General features: G+C 51.7%; 19 protein-coding genes. 6 read left to right on the top strand and 13 right to left on the bottom strand.

From position 1 onward, the window contains the following. Positions 1-340: 340 nt before the first annotated feature. Positions 341-2,002: a sensor histidine kinase DpiB gene (gene dpiB, locus NA986_RS12205; protein ID WP_023216081.1), complete on the top strand. Its 1,662-nt coding sequence runs from the start codon at positions 341-343 to the stop codon at positions 2,000-2,002. Continuing rightward, positions 1,971-2,651, top strand: a complete 681-nt coding sequence (dpiA, locus tag NA986_RS12210) for a two-component response regulator DpiA (protein WP_000138786.1) — start codon at positions 1,971-1,973, stop codon at positions 2,649-2,651. The genes dpiB and dpiA overlap by 32 nt, the downstream gene beginning before the upstream one ends. A 53-nt stretch (positions 2,652-2,704) precedes the next feature. Here the strand turns inward: dpiA and dcuC are convergent, their stop codons facing one another. Beyond that, the gene (gene dcuC / locus NA986_RS12215; protein WP_000958619.1) at positions 2,705-4,090 is read right to left on the bottom strand and encodes an anaerobic C4-dicarboxylate transporter DcuC; all 1,386 of its coding nucleotides are present in this window, start codon (positions 4,088-4,090) and stop codon (positions 2,705-2,707) included. Positions 4,091-4,466: 376 nt separating this feature from the next. On the opposite strand from dcuC, the gene pagP reads away from it, so the two are divergent. Together pagP and cspE are read left to right on the top strand one after the other, a co-directional pair. Next, positions 4,467-5,039, top strand: coding sequence for a lipid IV(A) palmitoyltransferase PagP (gene pagP / locus NA986_RS12220; protein WP_001623090.1), 573 nt, complete (start codon positions 4,467-4,469; stop codon positions 5,037-5,039). A 187-nt stretch (positions 5,040-5,226) separates the two neighbouring features. After that, entirely contained in the window at positions 5,227-5,436 is a 210-nt protein-coding gene (gene cspE / locus NA986_RS12225; RefSeq protein ID WP_000034826.1) for a transcription antiterminator/RNA stability regulator CspE, read from the top strand. 57 nt (positions 5,437-5,493) lie between these two features. Here the strand turns inward: cspE and crcB are convergent, their stop codons facing one another. Next, the gene (gene crcB / locus NA986_RS12230; protein WP_000939753.1) at positions 5,494-5,877 is read right to left on the bottom strand and encodes a fluoride efflux transporter CrcB; all 384 of its coding nucleotides are present in this window, start codon (positions 5,875-5,877) and stop codon (positions 5,494-5,496) included. Between the two features lie 90 nt (positions 5,878-5,967). Between crcB and NA986_RS12235 the strand changes: the two genes are divergently transcribed. Continuing rightward, positions 5,968-6,756 carry a deaminated glutathione amidase gene (locus NA986_RS12235; protein WP_023216084.1) on the top strand — a complete coding sequence of 263 codons (789 nt, stop codon included), beginning with the start codon at positions 5,968-5,970 and terminating at the stop codon, positions 6,754-6,756. A 128-nt stretch (positions 6,757-6,884) separates the two neighbouring features. Continuing rightward, the gene (gene tatE, locus NA986_RS12240; RefSeq protein ID WP_000503938.1) at positions 6,885-7,088 is read left to right on the top strand and encodes a twin-arginine translocase subunit TatE; all 204 of its coding nucleotides are present in this window, start codon (positions 6,885-6,887) and stop codon (positions 7,086-7,088) included. 85 nt (positions 7,089-7,173) lie between these two features. On the opposite strand, the gene lipA is transcribed toward tatE, so the two are convergent. From lipA to NA986_RS12295, 11 genes are all read right to left on the bottom strand, one after another. After that, positions 7,174-8,139: a lipoyl synthase gene (gene lipA / locus NA986_RS12245; RefSeq protein ID WP_000042640.1), complete on the bottom strand. Its 966-nt coding sequence runs from the start codon at positions 8,137-8,139 to the stop codon at positions 7,174-7,176. A gap of 205 nt (positions 8,140-8,344) precedes the next feature. Beyond that, positions 8,345-9,298 (bottom strand): YbeF family transcriptional regulator, encoded by a 954-nt coding sequence (locus NA986_RS12250; protein ID WP_001282817.1) that lies wholly within the window; start codon positions 9,296-9,298, stop codon positions 8,345-8,347. A 300-nt stretch (positions 9,299-9,598) separates the two neighbouring features. Then, on the bottom strand, positions 9,599-10,240 hold the full coding sequence (gene lipB, locus NA986_RS12255; RefSeq protein ID WP_000284009.1) for a lipoyl(octanoyl) transferase LipB: 642 nt from the start codon (positions 10,238-10,240) through the stop codon (positions 9,599-9,601). Positions 10,241-10,339: 99 nt separating this feature from the next. After that, positions 10,340-10,603: a DUF493 family protein YbeD gene (gene ybeD / locus NA986_RS12260; protein WP_000850547.1), complete on the bottom strand. Its 264-nt coding sequence runs from the start codon at positions 10,601-10,603 to the stop codon at positions 10,340-10,342. Between the two features lie 107 nt (positions 10,604-10,710). Beyond that, positions 10,711-11,922: a D-alanyl-D-alanine carboxypeptidase DacA gene (gene dacA, locus NA986_RS12265; RefSeq protein ID WP_000858711.1), complete on the bottom strand. Its 1,212-nt coding sequence runs from the start codon at positions 11,920-11,922 to the stop codon at positions 10,711-10,713. Between the two features lie 139 nt (positions 11,923-12,061). Further along, positions 12,062-13,195: an endolytic peptidoglycan transglycosylase RlpA gene (gene rlpA / locus NA986_RS12270; protein ID WP_001231298.1), complete on the bottom strand. Its 1,134-nt coding sequence runs from the start codon at positions 13,193-13,195 to the stop codon at positions 12,062-12,064. Between the two features lie 10 nt (positions 13,196-13,205). Continuing rightward, entirely contained in the window at positions 13,206-14,318 is a 1,113-nt protein-coding gene (gene mrdB / locus NA986_RS12275) for a peptidoglycan glycosyltransferase MrdB (RefSeq protein ID WP_000131713.1), read from the bottom strand. A gap of 2 nt (positions 14,319-14,320) precedes the next feature. Continuing rightward, entirely contained in the window at positions 14,321-16,222 is a 1,902-nt protein-coding gene (mrdA, locus tag NA986_RS12280; RefSeq protein WP_000828700.1) for a peptidoglycan DD-transpeptidase MrdA, read from the bottom strand. A 30-nt stretch (positions 16,223-16,252) separates the two neighbouring features. After that, on the bottom strand, positions 16,253-16,720 hold the full coding sequence (gene rlmH / locus NA986_RS12285) for a 23S rRNA (pseudouridine(1915)-N(3))-methyltransferase RlmH (RefSeq protein WP_000776107.1): 468 nt from the start codon (positions 16,718-16,720) through the stop codon (positions 16,253-16,255). Positions 16,721-16,723: 3 nt separating this feature from the next. Continuing rightward, positions 16,724-17,041, bottom strand: coding sequence for a ribosome silencing factor (gene rsfS, locus NA986_RS12290; protein WP_001161670.1), 318 nt, complete (start codon positions 17,039-17,041; stop codon positions 16,724-16,726). 328 nt (positions 17,042-17,369) lie between these two features. Further along, entirely contained in the window at positions 17,370-17,978 is a 609-nt protein-coding gene (locus tag NA986_RS12295) for an adenosylcobalamin/alpha-ribazole phosphatase (protein WP_058821494.1), read from the bottom strand. Between the last annotated feature and the right edge of the window lie 15 nt (positions 17,979-17,993).

Genomic DNA, 17,993 nt, shown 5'->3' on the forward strand with positions numbered 1-17,993 from the left:
ATGTTGCGCTGTGTTGCAACTTGATAACTTTTTCTTTTCAGTCAGAGTGGGAGTATTTTTATGACGAGTTATTTATTTTTTCTCACTGACGTATACATCGTAAGGAGTATTTTGGTGGTAAATTTTGATTTATTTCACAAAGCGTTAGATGGTTTTTAAGTGTTTTATGGTTTTAAGTTTTTTAATTAATTTAATCGCCATTCCGGCGGTGGGTTTTAGTTGTTTAATTGATTTAATGTGGGGAATCTGTAACGATTGGTTTTTATATGCTTCAAGATGCTTAAAACATTTTTATTACATTTGCGATAAATCTGAAGAGAAATGCCCATAAGGAACCTTAATGTCCTATCAGAAAAATAAAAAGCTGTTTCCTTTTTTTCGGCAACTCGCGTTTCCGTTACGTATTTTTCTGCTCATTCTGGTGGTTTCTGTTTTCATCGTGGCAGCGTTAGCACAATATTTGTCTGCCAGTTTCGAAGATTATCTGGCGTCCCATGTTCGTGATATGGCGATGAATCAGGCAAAAATTATTGCTTCTAACGACAGCATTATCGCTGCCGTAAAAAACCGGGACTATAAACGCCTGGCGATAATTGCGAATAAACTGCAGCGCGGGACGGATTTTGACTATGTGGTGATAGGCGATCGCCACTCGATCCGGCTTTACCATCCGAATCCGGAAAAAATCGGCTATCCCATGCAGTTTACGAAACCCGGCGCGCTGGAAAGAGGAGAAAGTTATTTCATTACCGGTAAGGGCTCAATAGGGATGGCGATGCGCGCCAAAACGCCTATCTTTGACAACGAAGGCAACGTGATCGGCGTTGTTTCAATTGGCTATCTGGTCAGTAAAATCGACTCCTGGCGGCTGGACTTCTTATTACCGATGGCGGGGGTTTTTGTCCTGTTGCTGGTGGTATTAATGCTGCTTTCCTGGTTTTTCGCCGCGCATATCCGCCGACAAATGCTGGGCATGGAGCCGAAACAGATTGCGCGTGTGGTACGCCAGCAGGAGGCGTTATTTAGCTCGGTTTATGAAGGGCTGATCGCCGTTGATCCGGAGGGACATATCACCGCGATTAACCGCAATGCGAGAAAAATGTTGGGGCTGCCGTCGCCGGGGCGTCAGTGGCTGGGCAGGCTGATAGCGGAAGTCGTCAATCCGGCAGACTTTTTTACCTGCCAGATCGCAGAAAGACGCCAGGACGTGATGGCCAACTTCAATGGCCTGAGCGTCATCGCCAATCGTGAGGCTATCCGTTCCGGCGAGGAGCTGCTGGGCGCTATTATTAGTTTTCGCAGCAAAGATGAAATCGCGACGTTGAACGCGCAGCTAACCCAGATTAAACAGTATGTTGAGAGCCTGCGCACGCTACGCCATGAGCACCTGAACTGGATGTCGACTCTGAACGGCCTGCTGCAAATGAAAGAGTATGATCGGGTCAGAGAGATGGTGCAGGGTGAGTCGCAGGCGCAGCAGCAACTTATTGATAGTTTACGCGGCGCCTTCGCCGATCGTCAGGTGGCCGGTTTGCTGTTTGGCAAAGTTCAGCGCGCGCGTGAACTGGGGCTCAAGATGGTGATTGTTCCCGGCAGCCAGCTACATCAACTGCCGGAGGGGCTGGATAGCACGGAGTTCGCCGCCATCGTCGGGAATCTGCTGGATAACGCGTTTGAGGCGAGTTTGCGTACACAGGAAGGCGACAAGACCATCGAACTTTTCCTGAGCGACGAGGGCGACGAGGTGGTAATAGAGGTCGCCGACCAGGGCTGCGGCGTTCCTGAAGCGCTGCGGGAAAAAATTTTTGAACAGGGCGTAAGTACCCGAACCGACGAACCCGGTGAGCATGGTATCGGGTTATATCTGATTGCAAGTTATGTGGGGCGCTGTGGCGGGGTCATTACGCTGGAAGACAATGATCCTTGTGGCACCTTATTTTCTTTATTCCTTCCGAAAGTGAAAAAAAACGATGACAGAACCATTAACCCTATTGATCGTTGAGGATGAAACGCTGCTGGCGGAAATGCACGCAGAATATATCCGCCATATTCCTGGCTTTAACCAGATATGGCTGGCGGGCAATCTGGCGCAGGCGAGAATGATGATTGACCGGTTCAAACCTGGATTAATTCTGTTGGATAATTATCTGCCGGATGGGAAGGGGATTACGCTGCTGCATGAATTAATGCAGTCGCGCTATCCCGGCGGCGTCGTGTTTACGACCGCCGCCAGTGACATGGAGACGGTAGCGGAAGCGGTACGTAGCGGCGCGTTTGATTATCTGGTCAAACCTATTGCTTATGAACGTTTGGGACAGACGCTGACCCGCTATCAACAGCGCAGACGTATGCTGGCGAGCGCGGATAGCGCAAGCCAGAAGCAGATAGATGAAATGTTCAACGCCTATGCGCGCGGCGAACCGAAAGGGGATTTGCCGACCGGTATTGATGCCTTAACCCTTAATGCGGTGATGAAGCTGTTTGCCGATCCAACCGTACGCCATACGGCTGAAACGGTCGCGCAGGCCTTAACGATAAGCCGCACCACATCCCGACGCTACCTGGAATATTGCGCGAGTCGGCACCTGATTGTCGCAGAGATTATTCATGGCAAAGTGGGCAGGCCGCAGCGTATTTACCACGGCGGCTAAGCCTGGTTTAAGATGCCGGGGCGATGTTTTCCCTCGCCCCGGCTTACCGGCTATCAGCCGCCAGTAACGGCGGAAGAGGCGCCTGGCACCATAATTTCCGTGGCGATAATGACGATCAACAGACCGACGATGACCGGAACGGACGTGCGTTTCACCACTTCAAACGGTGATATTTTAGCCATCCCGGCGACAGCGACCACGACGCCGGAGACCGGCGAAATCGTGCGCCCCAGGTTTGAGGCTTGCAGCATTGGGATGGATAAATAGGCTGGGTTGATACCGGAGGAGTGCGCCAGTTTAGGGATCATCTCAACAAAGGCGTAAAAAGGCGCATTGCCTGAACCGGTGGTCATCGCGGCCAGCATGGTTAAAATCACTAAGACCAGCATCAGAATAATGCTGGCGGAGCCAAAAGAAGTGGCAATCGAGATCAGACTTTGGATAAAGCCAATGGTGCTCAGCCCCTGGGCGAAAACGCCCGCCGCGACCAGCAGCATCACAACGCCGGCAAACGCATCCGCCATGCCGCGATAAGCCACTTCCAGGCCGGAAAACACATTTTGCGTGTTGAAGCCGCGCACGAATTCCAGCACGGCGGCCAGCAGCATACAGATCACCAGAATGGTAATAATGTGCAACTGCGGCCCCCATTTACCGTCAAAAATCAGTACGCCGATAATGGGCGTGAACGGCAAAAGGGCATAAAACGCCGGGGCCGTGGTGGTAATCTCCGCCACGTCCAGCATCTCATGTGAAATGTTCTCTTTTTTATCCAGATAGCGTTGCCAGAAAAAATGCGCAATCGCCATACCGATGATGGCGGCGATGGAAATCGGCAGCGTGGTTTTGAACGCGAAATCGATTAACGGCATCTCCGCCGCTTTTGCGGCTAAAACCACATCGCCAGACGTTGGCGAGAGGATAATAGCGGCCGGCGAAGCGCAAATAGCCGCCGCCGCGCCGCGGCTAATGCCGACGTTGACCATCACCGGGAAGAGAGTAGCCATGAGCAGTACGCCAAGCCCCGTCGCGGAAGAGACGGCCAGCGACATCAGGCAGGCGACAAAATAGGCGGCAATCATCAACAGGTAGGGCGAGTTTATGTACTGTAAAGGTTTCGACGCCAGCTTCACGACCATATCATTCGCGCCGATATGCGTCATATAAGCGGCAAAGCCGCACAGCATCATGATCATCATGCCAAGATCGCCGCCGCGACTCATAAGCAGAATTTTGATGTATTCAACAATATCTGTTGCGGTATAGCCGGTACTGGTTTCGCTGGCAGGTAATACCTTATGCCCCATCAGCGCGCTGATAATAAGCAGAACCAGACCGCCGACAAATAAAACGCCAGTGGCGGAATATCCCTTAATGATGTAGCGCGCTACACCCACAATAACGACGACTCCGATAAGGAGTTCTATAACTGTTAGCATTGTTTCCCCTGTCTTATCGACACCCAGAGTAAAAATAAGAGCCACAAAAGTGGTATAAAAATGTACCGAATAAAGGATGGCGCCTTACTGATTAAAATCACGGCGCGGTTATTTTTTCATGTCATCGCTAAAGATGAAATATGCTTATACGAATTTTCTGTAGCGCTATAAGTATTAATTTATTGTTATTTTATTGTTTTATTTGTTGTGCTTTGTTTTGTGTTTTTTGTGAAAGCTTATTAAGGAGCGCGACGGTTCTAAGTGCTAAATCAAACGCCGTTAACCCGATACTCTCTCAGATTATTCTCTGTTTATAGTTTGTTAAGATTTTATTCAGGTTAATGTTGTTATTATCACAGTCGAATTTTTGAACGGTATGGCTGTTGTGATGATTATCAGAAAGTATTTTCTTATTATTGCTCTCCTTGTTATGCCATGGCTGGCTATTCCTTCAGTCTCTGCGGCGGATAAAGGGTGGTTTAACACGTTTACCGATAACGTCGCAGAAACGTGGCGACAGCCTGAGCATTATGATTTGTATGTCCCCGCCATTACCTGGCATGCGCGCTTTGCCTACGATAAAGAGAAAACGGATCGCTATAACGAGCGGCCGTGGGGCGTTGGTTTTGGTCAGTCGCGCTGGGACGACAAAGGCAACTGGCATGGCCTTTATATGATGGCCTTTAAAGATTCATTTAACAAATGGGAACCCATAGGCGGTTATGGCTGGGAAAAAACCTGGCGACCGCTGGAAGACGATAATTTTCGTCTGGGACTGGGCTTTACCGCAGGCGTTACCGCGCGCGACAACTGGAATTATATTCCCATCCCTGTGCTGTTGCCTTTAGCGTCGATAGGCTATGGTCCCGCTACCTTTCAGATGACCTACATTCCGGGTTCGTATAACAACGGAAACGTCTATTTCGCCTGGATGCGTTTCCAGTTTTGACGGGGAAGGGCATTGTTCTGTTGTGAATTAAAAAGCCTTAAAAAACAATAAGTAGATAGAGTTAGCTAAAAATTAACGCGATATTTATCACTTTTTCGCAAAGTTCGACTGGACAAAATGCATCACAATTGTTGTACTGGTATCCGACACAGCATTTGTGTCTATTTTTCATGTAAAGGTAATTTTGATGTCTAAGATTAAAGGTAACGTTAAGTGGTTTAATGAATCCAAAGGATTCGGTTTCATTACTCCGGAAGATGGCAGCAAAGACGTGTTCGTACACTTCTCTGCAATCCAGACCAATGGTTTTAAAACTCTGGCTGAAGGTCAGCGCGTAGAGTTCGAAATCACTAACGGTGCCAAAGGCCCTTCCGCTGCAAACGTAACTGCTCTGTAAGCATACGTCCGACAGCAAGATTTCAAAACCCGCCCTTTCGGCGGGTTTTTTTTGCGCTTAACGCGCCGCTGCGGCGGAAAATAGCCAGAATGCCAGCGCCGTCATGGCAAACGAACCCAACAGGTTAATCAGCACATTCAGCAGCGCCCAGCCAAAGCGCCCCTCTTGCAGCAAGAATACCACTTCAGCAGAAAAAGTAGAAAAGGTCGTCAGGCCGCCGCAAAAGCCGGTCGTAATGAGCACTTTCCACATCGGATCGATATGTGTCATGCGGTTAAACCAGGCGAACCCCATGCCGATAATAAACGCGCCAAGCAAATTTGCTGTTAGCGTACCGATGGGAATCGCCTGATGAAGCGGATTAAAACGCATACTTAGCATCCACCGGGCTACGCTCCCCGTTCCACCGCCGATAAAAACTGCTAAAAGAAGCTGTAACACTGCCGAATCCTTTATTTAATTGCTATACAGGAGGAGTGTAACGCCGAACACGCATAATTGGCGAGTCCTGACAGAGGTGTGGGAGGGGATATGTTCGTTGCAGCCGGGCAGTTTGTGGTGAGTTCTGTATGGGAAAAGAATGCGCGAGTTTGCGTTTCGTTAATGGCTCAGGCGGCGGACCGCGGCGTATCGCTTCTGGTGCTGCCTGAGGGGATATTAGCGCGAGATGACATCGACCTTGACCTGCCGATTCGCGCCGCGCAGCCGCTGGATGGCGCGTTTATGACGCGGCTTCAGGAAGAAAGCGCTCATAATAATATGACGACGATATTCACTATCCTTGTCCCGTCAACGCCTGGACGGGCGGTTAATATGCTGGTGGCGCTACGGGCGGGTCACATTGTCGCGCGTTACGCGAAGCTGCATCTCTATGATGCGTTTTCGATGCAAGAATCCCAAAGTATTGATGCCGGAACCGTTATCGCGCCTGTGCTGGACGTGGAGGGGGTTAAGGTGGGGCTTATGACCTGTTATGACCTGCGCTTTCCGGATATGGCGTTAGCGCTGGCTTTACAGGGGGCTGACGTATTGGCGCTGCCGACGGGCTGGGTTCGCGGCCCGTTGAAAGAGCAGCAGTGGTCGACGCTGCTGGCGGCGAGAGCGCTGGATACCACCTGCTATATGATTGCGGCCGGGGAGTGTGGTAATCGTAATATTGGTCAAAGTCGTATTATCGATCCGTTGGGGGTAACGATAGCCGCGGCAGCCGATCGTCCGGCGCTGATCGTCGCGGAAATATTCAGAGAACGAATAGACCAGGTGCGGAAGCAACTTCCTCTTTTGCAGCAACGACGATTTGCGCCACCGCAATTATTATGATGTTTTTTTACGCAAAGCTTGATTCACCTTGTTACAGATTGCTATTGTGTGCGCGCGTCGAAAGACCGTTAATATTCTCAGGTTAATCCGGCGCGTTACGCAGCCTGTTTTTAGTGAAGAAGGTATCTATGGGTGAGATTAGTATTACCAAACTGCTGGTGGTTGCCGCACTGGTTGTTCTGCTGTTTGGTACCAAGAAGTTACGTACGCTGGGCGGAGACCTGGGCACGGCGATTAAAGGATTCAAGAAAGCAATGAACGATGAAGACGCGGGCGTTAAGAAAGACGTCGACGGTAGCGTTCAGGCTGAAAAACTCTCGCACAAAGAGTAATAGCGCGATGCGCTTGCTCCGCAGAGTAAAAAAACCGGCAAGTTGCCGGTTTTTTTTGCCTGAAATGTAAGCGTCTATTACACGATCATTTCACTTCCATGCCTTTGGCCTGGAGATCAGCATGGTACGAAGAACGTACAAAGGGGCCACAGGCGGCATGGGTAAAGCCCATCGCCAGAGCTTCCGCTTTCATCTCGTCAAACTCTTCCGGGCTGACATAACGCTGTACCGGCAGGTGATGGCGGCTTGGCTGTAGATACTGACCAAGCGTCAGCATGGTAACGCCGTGACGGCGTAAGTCGCGCATAACCTCAATGATTTCCGCATTGGTTTCGCCTAAGCCCACCATCAGACCCGATTTTGTCGGAATTTCCGGGTGCGCTTCTTTGAAGCGTTCCAGTAATTTCAGCGACCAGTTGTAATCGGCGCCCGGACGAACCTGGCGGTAAATACGCGGCACGTTTTCCAGGTTGTGGTTAAACACATCCGGCGGCGTCGCGTTAAGAATATCCAGCGCGCGATCCATACGTCCACGGAAGTCTGGCACCAGGGTCTCTATTTTTATCTCCGGGCTTTTGGCGCGGATGGCAGTGATGCAGTCAGCAAAATGCTGGGCGCCGCCGTCACGCAGATCGTCACGGTCGACAGAGGTGATGACCACATAGCGTAGCGCCATGTCGGCGATCGTTTGCGCCAGTTTCTGCGGCTCTTCCGCATCCGGCGCAACGGGGCGGCCATGGGCGACATCACAGAACGGACAGCGGCGAGTGCAAATGGCGCCAAGGATCATAAACGTAGCGGTACCGTGGTTGAAACATTCAGCCAGGTTTGGGCAAGACGCTTCCTCGCAGACAGAATGCAGGCCATTTTTGCGCATTGCGGCTTTGATGCCCTGGATACGGGTAGAATCCGCCGGAAGTTTTATTTTCATCCATTCCGGTTTACGTAGTAGAGCGTCGCGCTCTGTGACCACATTTTTAACCGGGATAAGAGCCATCTTATCGGCATCGCGGTATTTTACACCGCGTTCCATCACAATGGGTTTACTCATAGCGTGCGTGTTCCAGTTGCGAATAACGAAGGAAAGCGTTTCAATTCAAGGGAAAGTTGTATTTATCAACTATTTTTGAATTTGTGACACGCAGTATATCATTGATAAGGGCCATAAAGCAGCCTGACAGCCCGGCAAAATGTAAAATAGTTGTTGTTTTGTGCTGTTTGCCCATATCTTCCGTGACCTGAATGCAACATTTTTGTCAGAACGCCTCACGGATGATATCAATGACGTTCTCCAGCACCGGATCGCGCAGACTCAGTTTATTGTAATGCAGCGAGAACTCGACCTGTTCACTATTCACCGGCGCGTAGGGAAGGCGTTCAAGCGGCCAGCAACGGCTAAATAAGTCGTAGAAGCGGGTGGGCATCAGTCCCAGCAGATCGCTGCTGGCGATCAGCGAGGCAATGGTAAAAATATTGTAGCTGCTAAAACTGATTTGCTGATCGGGAAATGTCTCCTGCAGTCGCTGGCGCAGGAGGGAAAGATGTTGTCCCTCCAGCATCAGAAAGGTGTGATCCGCGCTGTTCAGTCTCTCTTCAGTAATGGCGTTCGCCAGACACGGGTGATGCTGGCGGCAGACAATCTCAAGCGTATCGCTAAACAGGACGTGATGCTGAATGCTCCGGTTGTTATAGCTATGGGTATTGATAATGAGATCGGTCTGAAACTGACTAAGCTGGCTTTCGGCATCGTCTACCGGAATGTTGCGCAGCAAAAGCTGAGGATAACGCGGCCTGATGGCCTGGTAAATAATCGGCATCACTAGCGCGCCGACCGAAGGCGTCGTGCCAATTGTAATGGTACGTTGCTTATCATAGCTGCCCGTAAGATCCAGGGCGCCAAGAATAGATTCCAGCCCCTGGCTGATGTATTCGTGCAGATGCGTAGCATACGTCGTGGGCGTTACGCCCTGGCCTTTGCGAATAAACAGCGGATCGGGAAATATAGTCCGTAATTTTTGAATGGACTGGCTGATGGCTGACGGCGTCAGGTTAAGAATTTTCGCTGCATTGACGATCCCTTTATGGACATATACGGCCTCGAAAATCGTCAACAGATTGAGGTCAATATTTCTCAGTGTTCTGAAAATTTGCGGTTTGTCTTGTAGGTGTTGATCGGCCGGTTGTCTTTCTGCCTGATTATTATCACTCACGCTCTGGCTCCGAATTCATTCGTATTATGAATAATAGATGAAATAGTATATTTTGCATTTATGAGTTGGTTTTAAAATTACTTTTATGAATGTATTTTAGTCATTTCAATAAGATAAGTAGCAGCAAGGCCGGGATTTTGTTCACGGAAAATTCCTCATCATGAGGACTGAAGAGGCCATGCCGCCTGGCGGCTACAGCAGGGATATAACGAAAATATAGAAAGCGGGGGGAGAAGTAAAGCATTCAAATCATATATGATTAATGACCCATAAATTTCTTGGGCCATTATATTTTACGCATTAAGCAGCAATATATTCATACGGTGGATTATTTAGCAGAGCTAAAATATTCGCCAGCAAGCGGGGCGCAATATTATCCGTGGTTGCGTCTTCCTTCCACTGCGTTATTTTAGCCATTTCCATGCCGGCATAACCACACGGGTTGATACGCAGGAAAGGAGAAAGATCCATGTTAACGTTTAGCGCTAAACCGTGGAATGAGCAGCCGCGACGGATACGTAAACCCAGCGAGCAGATTTTCTTTTCACCCACATAGACGCCCGGCGCATCGGCGCGCGGATGCGCCTCAATACCAATTTCAGCCAGCGTATTCACCACGGTCTGTTCAAGTAGGGTGACTAAATCACGCACGCCCAGTTTACGTCGTTTCAGGTTAAGTAAAACGTACATTACCTGTTGGCCCGGACCATGATAGGTCACCTGTCCTCCACGATCGCTCTGCACAACGGGAATATCGCCAGGCATCAATATATGTTCCGCTTTACCGGCCTGGCCCTGGGTAAACACCGGGTAATGCTCAACCAACCAGATTTCATCATGGCTGTTTTCATCGCGCATATCGGTAAAGTTATGCATGGCCTGAGAGATAGCTTCATAGGGCTGAAGGCCGAGCTGGCGGACAAGGATTTTATCCTGATACAAAACGGCATCTCCGTAGAGAATGAAAAAAGAGAGGAAAGTATATCACAGCGGGGGAGGCGGGGAGTTACCCGGATAAGACCGGGTAACCGTCTGGATGTATTACAATACCATTCGCACGATATCAATATTGCCCAGTTCTTCGTACAACGTTTCAACCTGTTCAATATGGGTGGCATTAATGGTGATAGAGACCGAGTGGTAGTTGCCTTTGCTGCTCGGTTTTACCGTCGGAGAGTAATCACCAGGCGCATGGCGCTGTACCACTTCAACCACCTGATCAACCAGCTCAGGTAACGCCTGCCCCATTACTTTGTAAGTAAATGGCGTAGGGAATTCAAGCAGTTCGTTAAGTTTGGTTTTCATGTCAGCTCCGGCATTACGTAAAAAAATAACAACTCCCGCCGCAGGGCGGGAGTTTTACTGATGCATAGTATATGGGGACGAAAATCACACTTTCAAGCGCTCAATTTTTATCCAAACCAGTGATGGAACATTAATTTAATGTAATCAATGATTTTACCGAAGAAGTTCCCTTCCGGGATCTCTTGCAGTACGACCAGCGGACGCTGCTCGATGGTTTTACCGTCCAGCTGGAAGTTTATAGTGCCGACCACCTGGTTTTTCTGCAGCGGCGCGTGCAGTTCTGCGGTATTCAGTACATAGCTCGCTTTCAAATCTTTCATGCGACCGCGAGGGATCGTCAGGTAAACGTCTTTATCGACGCCCAGCGAGGCGCGATCGGTATTACCAAACCAGGCGGGTTCAGAGGCGAACTCTTTACCAGCCTTCAGCGGATTAACGGTTTCAAAGAAACGGAAGCCCCACGTCAGCAGTTTTTTGCTTTCTGTTTCACGGCCTTTATAGGTCCGTCCGCCCATCACGGCGGAAATCAATCGCATCTGGCCTTCGGTTGCGGAAGCGACCAGATTATAGCCCGCTTTGCTGGTATGGCCGGTTTTGATGCCGTCCACATTCAGGCTGTTATCCCACAGCAGACCGTTACGGTTTAACTGGCGAATGCCGTTAAAGGTGAACTCTTTTTCTTTATAAACGGCATATTCGTTAGGCACATCGCGAATTAACGCCTGACCAATCAGCGCCATATCGCGAGCTGAACTGTATTGTCCGTCGGCGTCCAGGCCGTGTACGGTCTGGAAGTGGGTATTTTTCAGCCCCAACGCGTTCACATAGCTGTTCATCAGCCCGACGAAAGCATCCTGGCTACCGGCGGCGAAATCAGCCATCGCCACACAGGCGTCATTGCCGGATTGCAGATTGATGCCGCGTATCAACTGAGAGACCGGTACCTGCATTCCCGGTTTGAGGAACATCAGCGAGGAGCCTTTAAATACCGGATTGCCGGTGGCCCAGGCGTCATTACCGACGGTAACCAGGTCGGTTTCTTTAAATTTACCCGCTTTCATTGCCTGTCCGATGACGTAACTGGTCATCATCTTCGTCAGACTAGCCGGGTCGCGACGTTCGTCGGCGTTTTGTTCCGCCAGAACTTTGCCGGAGTTGTAGTCGATCAGGATGTAGGATTCCGCATCGATCTGCGGAACGCCCGGGATCATAGTTTTGATATTCAGGTCATCGGCATGTGCGGTTGAGATAAAAGCGGCACAAAGCGCCGTGGTGAGCGCCATGCGCTGCATAAAACGAGCGGAAAAAGTGGTCTTCATGGTCTGAACTACGACGTCCGTGATGAAATTAAAAAAAGAGCCCTACTATAGCAAAAGCATAACTGGCAGGCATCTGACTTTCCGCGTGACTTTGTTAATGTCATTTACAGAAATTGACAGTACAGATACCTGCGATCGGTTACTGCGCGCTGGCGATAAAGGACTGTAATTGTGCTTCTGTTTGCAAACGTTGCTGTAACGCGCTGGCTTCGGCTTTACTGGCAAAAGGCCCCAGTTGAATACGCCAGACCGCGCCGTTTTGTATTACGCGCCCTGGTACGCTGAACTGCTGGCTTAAACGCTGTTGGTACTGCTGCGCACGCGTTTGATCGCTGACGGCGCCGACCTGGACGACGAAACGACCGCTCGCCGCGGCGGCAGGCGCGCTCACCGGGGCAGATACCGGGGCCGCGGCAGCAGGCGCGCTCACCGGCGTCGCAGTCGCTGGAGCCGTCACCGGCGCGGAAACCGGCGCTGTCTGTGGTGCTGGCGTCGGTTCATTACCCTCCAGCACGCCAGGCGCCAGCGTGGTCGGCGCGCCGAGGAAGCCGCTGCTGCTCACCGGCGCGCCGGTGGTATCGTCACTTTTCAACGTGGAATTACTGACCGGAAGAACGTCGCCTTGCGGTTGCGCAGGCGCTGAAGAGGCGCTTCCCATTCCGCCGCTTAAATCAGGGCGTGGGGGCAGAGCGTAGGTCTGTTTCGCCACCGTCGTACAGGCCATCCCCGGGCCGGAGAGCGAACCATCCGGCGCTACGATAATGGGGTCAATCCGTACTTTAGTATTATTCGAGGTATTCAGACGATCCGCCGCCGCGCGGGACAGGGAGATGACCCGATCGGTGCCATAGGGGCCGCGATCGTTAATACGCACGACGATCATGCGACCGTTGGCCAGGTTGGTGATTCGCGCATAGCTGGGGATAGGCAGTGTCGGATGGGCGGCGGTAAGCTGCATCGGATCGAACATCTCCCCGGAGGCGGTTAAATTACTGCCGGGTTCCGCATCATAAATAGCGGCCAGGCCAGCCTGGCTAAAGCGGGACGGGTCCTGAACGATTTTATAACTTTTACCGTCACGCTGATAATCCTGGTTTGCGGTCGGATTCAGAGGTTCATAACGCGGTTCCGCTCCGCTGATTTCCACAGTCGGACCATTACATACCGCAGGTTGCGGCGCGACGGTGGTTTGCTGCTGACCGCCGTCATTAGTACATGCCGCGAGTAGTACTATCCCTGCCGCGACGCAGATTACAGGCAACTGCTTACGCATTGCGCACCCCTTATACGCTTTTCGACAACATTTTTCTGTGGGTGTGGATCGACATCACAATCCCGAACCCGGCCATCAGCACAATCAGTGCGGAGCCCCCGTAGCTGACCAGGGGTAAAGGTACTCCAACCACAGGCAGAATACCGCTCACCATACCAATATTTACGAAGACATAAACGAATAATATTAACATTAATCCGCCAGCCATCACGCGACCAAATGTAGTTTGCGCTCTGGCGGCAATCCACAGACCGCGCATTATTAGCAAAATATAGAGCGCGAGCAGAATCAGTATGCCCACCAGACCGAGCTCTTCCGCCAGTACCGCGAAGATAAAGTCGGTATGGCGTTCGGGTAAAAACTCCAGCTGCGACTGGGTGCCGTGGAGCCAGCCTTTACCGCGCAGGCCGCCTGAGCCAATGGCGATTTTAGACTGAATAATATGATAGCCCGCGCCCAGCGGATCGGTCTCCGGATCAAGGAGCATCATGACGCGCTGGCGTTGGTAATCGTGCATCAGGAAAAACCACAAAATAGGAATAAATGCAGCGATCAATACAATGGCGACCCCAATTAAGCGCCAGCTCAGACCAGACAAAAATAGGACAAAGAGACCGGAAAGGGCGACCAGAATAGACGTCCCCAGGTCCGGCTGGGCGGCGACCAGCAGGGTAGGCATAAAGATTAATACCAGGGCGATGGCGGTATTTTTCAGCGAGGGCGGGCAGACGTCACGGTTAATAAAGCGGGCGACCATCAGCGGCACGGCGATTTTGGCTATTTCCGAAGGCTGAAAGCGAACGATTCCCAGATCGAGCCAGCGCTGCGCGCCTTTGGATATTGCGCCAAAGGCATCAACGGCGACCAGCAGAATGATACAAATGATATAGAGATAGGGCGCCCAGCCTTCATACACGCGCGGCGGGATCTGCGCCATCACCACCATAACCACCAGCCCCATCGCAATCTGACCGATTTTACGCTCCATCATGCCGATGTCCTGGCCGCTGGCGCTCCAGATGACCAATGCGCTGTAAACCAGTAACGCCAGCAGAATAAGTAGCATCGTGGGATCGATATGAATTTTATCCCAGAAGGTTTTTTTGTTCGGATTATCCGTCATGACTATTGGTCCTCCGCCGCTGCAACCACCGGGTTTTCCGCAGGCAAATGGGTGTTGTTGTCGCCCAGCATGATGTGATCAAGGATTTGGCGCATGATCGTGCCTACTGCCGGGCCTGCACCGCCGTTTTCAAGGATGATCGCGACGGCGACCTGGGGATTGTTATACGGCGCAAAGGCGGTCATTAATTTATGGTCGCGCAGGCGCTCGGCGATTTTATGCGCATTGTACGTTTCGTTGGCCTTCAGGCCAAAGACCTGCGCGGTGCCCGACTTCGCCGCGATTTTATAGGGCGCGCTGGCAAAATATTTATGCGCCGTGCCGTTAGGGCGGTTGGCGACGCCATACATGCCATCTTTCGCAATTTCCCAGTAGCCGGAGTGAATATCGCCCACCGGCGGCTCATGCGGCTGTACCCACGGCACCTGTTTACCGTTTTCCGCGGTGCTCATTAACAGGTGCGGGACTTTAACTACACCGTCGTTAATAAGGATCATCAGCGCCTTACTCATCTGAATCGGCGTTGCCGTCCAGTAGCCCTGGCCGATGCCCACCGGAATCGTATCGCCCTGATACCACGGTTTTTTAAAGCGTTTCTGTTTCCACTCGCGGGTCGGCATATTACCAGAGCGCTCTTCTGCGAGATCAATTCCGGTATAGTGACCATAGCCGAACTTACCCATCCATTCTGACAGGCGATCGATCCCCATGTCATAGGCCACCTGATAGAAGAAGGTATCTGCCGACTCTTCAAGGGATTTGGTGATATTCAGATGCCCGTGGCCCCATTTTTTCCAGTCGCGGTAGCGTTTCTCAGACCCCGGCAACTGCCACCAGCCAGGGTCGAAAAGACTGGTGTTACGGGTGATGACGCCAGCGCTTAACGCCGATACGGCGACGTAAGGCTTAACGGTAGAAGCGGGTGGGTAGACACCCTGAGTCGCGCGGTTCACTAATGGCGTGTTCGGGTCGTTAAGCAGCCCGGAGTAATCTTTGCTGGAGATGCCGTCCACGAAAAGGTTAGGGTCGTAACTTGGCATGGAGACCAGCGATAGCACGCCGCCGGTACGCGGATCGGTGACAATCACCGCCGCGCGACTGCCTGCCAGCAGCGTTTCAATATACTGCTGGAGCTTGAGATCCAGCGTCAGGTAGATATCGTGTCCGGCCTGCGGCGGCACCTCTTTAAGCTGGCGAATAACACGGCCGCGGTTGTTGACTTCAACCTCTTCATAACCGGTTTGCCCATGCAGAATATCTTCATAGTAGCGCTCAATGCCCAGCTTGCCGATGTCATGGGTGGCGGCGTAGTTCGCCAGTTTGTTTTCTCTGTCGAGACGCTCGACGTCTTTATCATTGATTTTCGATACGTAGCCGATAACGTGGGTCAGCGCCGATCCGTATGGATAATAGCGGCGTTTATAGCCTTTGACTTCGACGCCCGGAAAACGGTACTGGTTGACAGCAAAGCGCGCGACCTGAACTTCCGTCAGGTTTGTTTTCACCGGAATAGAAGTAAAGCGATGGGATCGGGCGCGCTCTTTTTTAAAGGCGGCGATATCGTCGTCGTTTAAATCGACCACACTGCGTAGCGCATCCAGCGTTTGCTGAACGTTATCCACCTTTTCCGGCATCATTTCAATCTGATAGATAGTGCGGTTCAGCGCAAGGGGAATGCCGTTACGGTCGTAGATTATCCCGCGGCTTGGCGCAATTGGCACCAGCTTGATACGGTTTTCGTTCGAGCGGGTCTGGTAATCGGTAAAACGGAGAATTTGCAGATTATACAAATTGGCGATCAGTACGCCGGTCAGCAGCAAAATACCCAAAAAGGCGACCAGCGCCCGACGCACAAACAGTGCGGACTCAGCCGTATAGTCACGAAAAGAATTTTGTCGTTTCATCCGCTGCTTAATCTTCTCAAGACTTCACGATCACTCACGGTGATAAGGGTGGTTGGTTGTGATGCTCCACGCCCGGTACAAACTCTCCGCGACCAGAACCCGAACCAGCGGGTGAGGGAGCGTTAACGCCGAGAGCGACCAGCTCTGTTCCGCTGCCGCTTTGCAGGCGGGAGATAATCCTTCCGGGCCGCCAATCAGCAAACTGACGTCGCGCCCGTCCTGTTTCCAGCGCTCCAGCTCATTGGCTAACTGCGGCGTATCCCACGGCTTGCCTGGAATATCCAGGGTAACAATGCGATTCTTACCGGCGGCGGCCAGCATCTGCTCGCCCTCTTTGTCGAGAATGCGTTTGATATCCGCGTTCTTGCCGCGTTTGCCCGCAGGGATTTCGATCAGCTCAAAGGGCATATCTTTCGGAAAACGACGCAGATATTCCGTAAATCCCGTTTGAACCCAGTCGGGCATCTTCGTGCCGACAGCGACAAGTTGCAGCTTCACGCATTAACTCCAGAGTTTTTCCAGTTCATACAGGCGGCGACTTTCTTCCTGCATGACATGCACAATCACATCGCCCAGATCGACGACAATCCAGTCAGCCGCATTTTCGCCTTCGACGCCTAACGGCAGCATACCGGCCGCGCGCGACGACTGCACCACGTGGTCGGCAATAGACATAACGTGACGGCTGGAGGTGCCGGTACAAATAATCATACAGTCGGTGATACTGGATTTACCCTGAACATCTAAGGCGATGATGTCCTGACCTTTCAGGTCATCAATTTTGTCGATAACAAAATCCTGGAGTGCTTTACCCTGCAAGTTTTCCCCCTGGGTGAATAATTGCGTTATAACGATAGAAAAAAGGCCAACAGGCTGGACCGGTAAGGCGTTGCGAGTTAACGCTAACCTTCCGGCGGGACGCCGTGTAGTATACCTGAATCAGCGGCGATACCGGGACTTATGTCGCCGGATCGGCGTTTAAAACCAGATTATCATCCCATCCCACGTCACAGAAAGCATCGCCATTTTTGTAAAACAATTTCTGCAAAGCTCTGCAAGGTGAAAAAAGCCTGGCTGCGGAGAATAACAGCCTGTCGGGGGCTGTCAATGGGCGAAACCGCTGCGGCGAGAAAAAACGGAAAATTCATCACTCAGGCCGCCAGACGGCACGACTATTTAATACTTTCAGGGTGGCGAACCCTTCGCACAGGTCGATTGCGCTCCAGCATCCCTGTTCTACCCGGAAATGCCATAGCGAGGCGGCGGGCATTGCGAGCAGACGGGCAATCAACAGGCTGAGTACGCCCTGATGGCTGACGATCAGCAGGTTCTGGCAATCGCTGAACGCGTCGAGTCGCGAGGTAAAGCGCTCTACGCGCCGGGTAAAAGCCTGAAAACCCTCGCCATTGGTCGGAACCGCATTCTGCCAGTCCGTACACCAGGCGGCATAGCTTTCGGCATCTTCATGGGTGAGGTCGCGGTGATGGCGCATTTCCCAGTCGCCGAAGTACATCTCATTAAGCTCAGGTAAGATGTGTTGCGGCACATCCCGGCCCTCCAGTACGAGCCGGGCGGTATGGCGCGCACGCTCCAGCTCGCTGCATAACACCCGGTCAAATGGCGCGTGGCGCAATAAAGTATGTAGCGTTTTCGCCTGGCCAATCCCTTTTTCCGTTAACGGCGTGGGAGCATGTCCGCTATACAACCCGGCGACATTGGCCTCGGTTTCGCCATGACGCACCAGCCACAATCGCATGGTATTCCTCATGAG

It is taken from the genome of Salmonella sp. NW177, assembly GCF_051811585.1.
Classification (GTDB): Bacteria; Pseudomonadota; Gammaproteobacteria; order Enterobacterales; family Enterobacteriaceae; genus Salmonella; species Salmonella enterica.

What these genes read in the sequence shown, in the direction of transcription:
- lipA (WP_000042640.1), bottom strand. Translation starts at nt 8,139, where the DNA reads ATGAGTAAACCCATTGTGATGGAACGCGGTGTAAAATACCGCGATGCC.
- dacA (WP_000858711.1), bottom strand. Translation starts at nt 11,922, where the DNA reads ATGAAGACCACTTTTTCCGCTCGTTTTATGCAGCGCATGGCGCTCACC.
- tatE (WP_000503938.1), top strand. Translation starts at nt 6,885, where the DNA reads ATGGGTGAGATTAGTATTACCAAACTGCTGGTGGTTGCCGCACTGGTT.
- cspE (WP_000034826.1), top strand. Translation starts at nt 5,227, where the DNA reads ATGTCTAAGATTAAAGGTAACGTTAAGTGGTTTAATGAATCCAAAGGA.
- ybeD (WP_000850547.1), bottom strand. Translation starts at nt 10,603, where the DNA reads ATGAAAACCAAACTTAACGAACTGCTTGAATTCCCTACGCCATTTACT.
- dpiB (WP_023216081.1), top strand. Translation starts at nt 341, where the DNA reads ATGTCCTATCAGAAAAATAAAAAGCTGTTTCCTTTTTTTCGGCAACTC.
- pagP (WP_001623090.1), top strand. Translation starts at nt 4,467, where the DNA reads ATGGCTGTTGTGATGATTATCAGAAAGTATTTTCTTATTATTGCTCTC.
- NA986_RS12235 (WP_023216084.1), top strand. Translation starts at nt 5,968, where the DNA reads ATGTTCGTTGCAGCCGGGCAGTTTGTGGTGAGTTCTGTATGGGAAAAG.
- dcuC (WP_000958619.1), bottom strand. Translation starts at nt 4,090, where the DNA reads ATGCTAACAGTTATAGAACTCCTTATCGGAGTCGTCGTTATTGTGGGT.
- NA986_RS12295 (WP_058821494.1), bottom strand. Translation starts at nt 17,978, where the DNA reads ATGCGATTGTGGCTGGTGCGTCATGGCGAAACCGAGGCCAATGTCGCC.
- mrdA (WP_000828700.1), bottom strand. Translation starts at nt 16,222, where the DNA reads ATGAAACGACAAAATTCTTTTCGTGACTATACGGCTGAGTCCGCACTG.
- mrdB (WP_000131713.1), bottom strand. Translation starts at nt 14,318, where the DNA reads ATGACGGATAATCCGAACAAAAAAACCTTCTGGGATAAAATTCATATC.
- rlpA (WP_001231298.1), bottom strand. Translation starts at nt 13,195, where the DNA reads ATGCGTAAGCAGTTGCCTGTAATCTGCGTCGCGGCAGGGATAGTACTA.
- dpiA (WP_000138786.1), top strand. Translation starts at nt 1,971, where the DNA reads ATGACAGAACCATTAACCCTATTGATCGTTGAGGATGAAACGCTGCTG.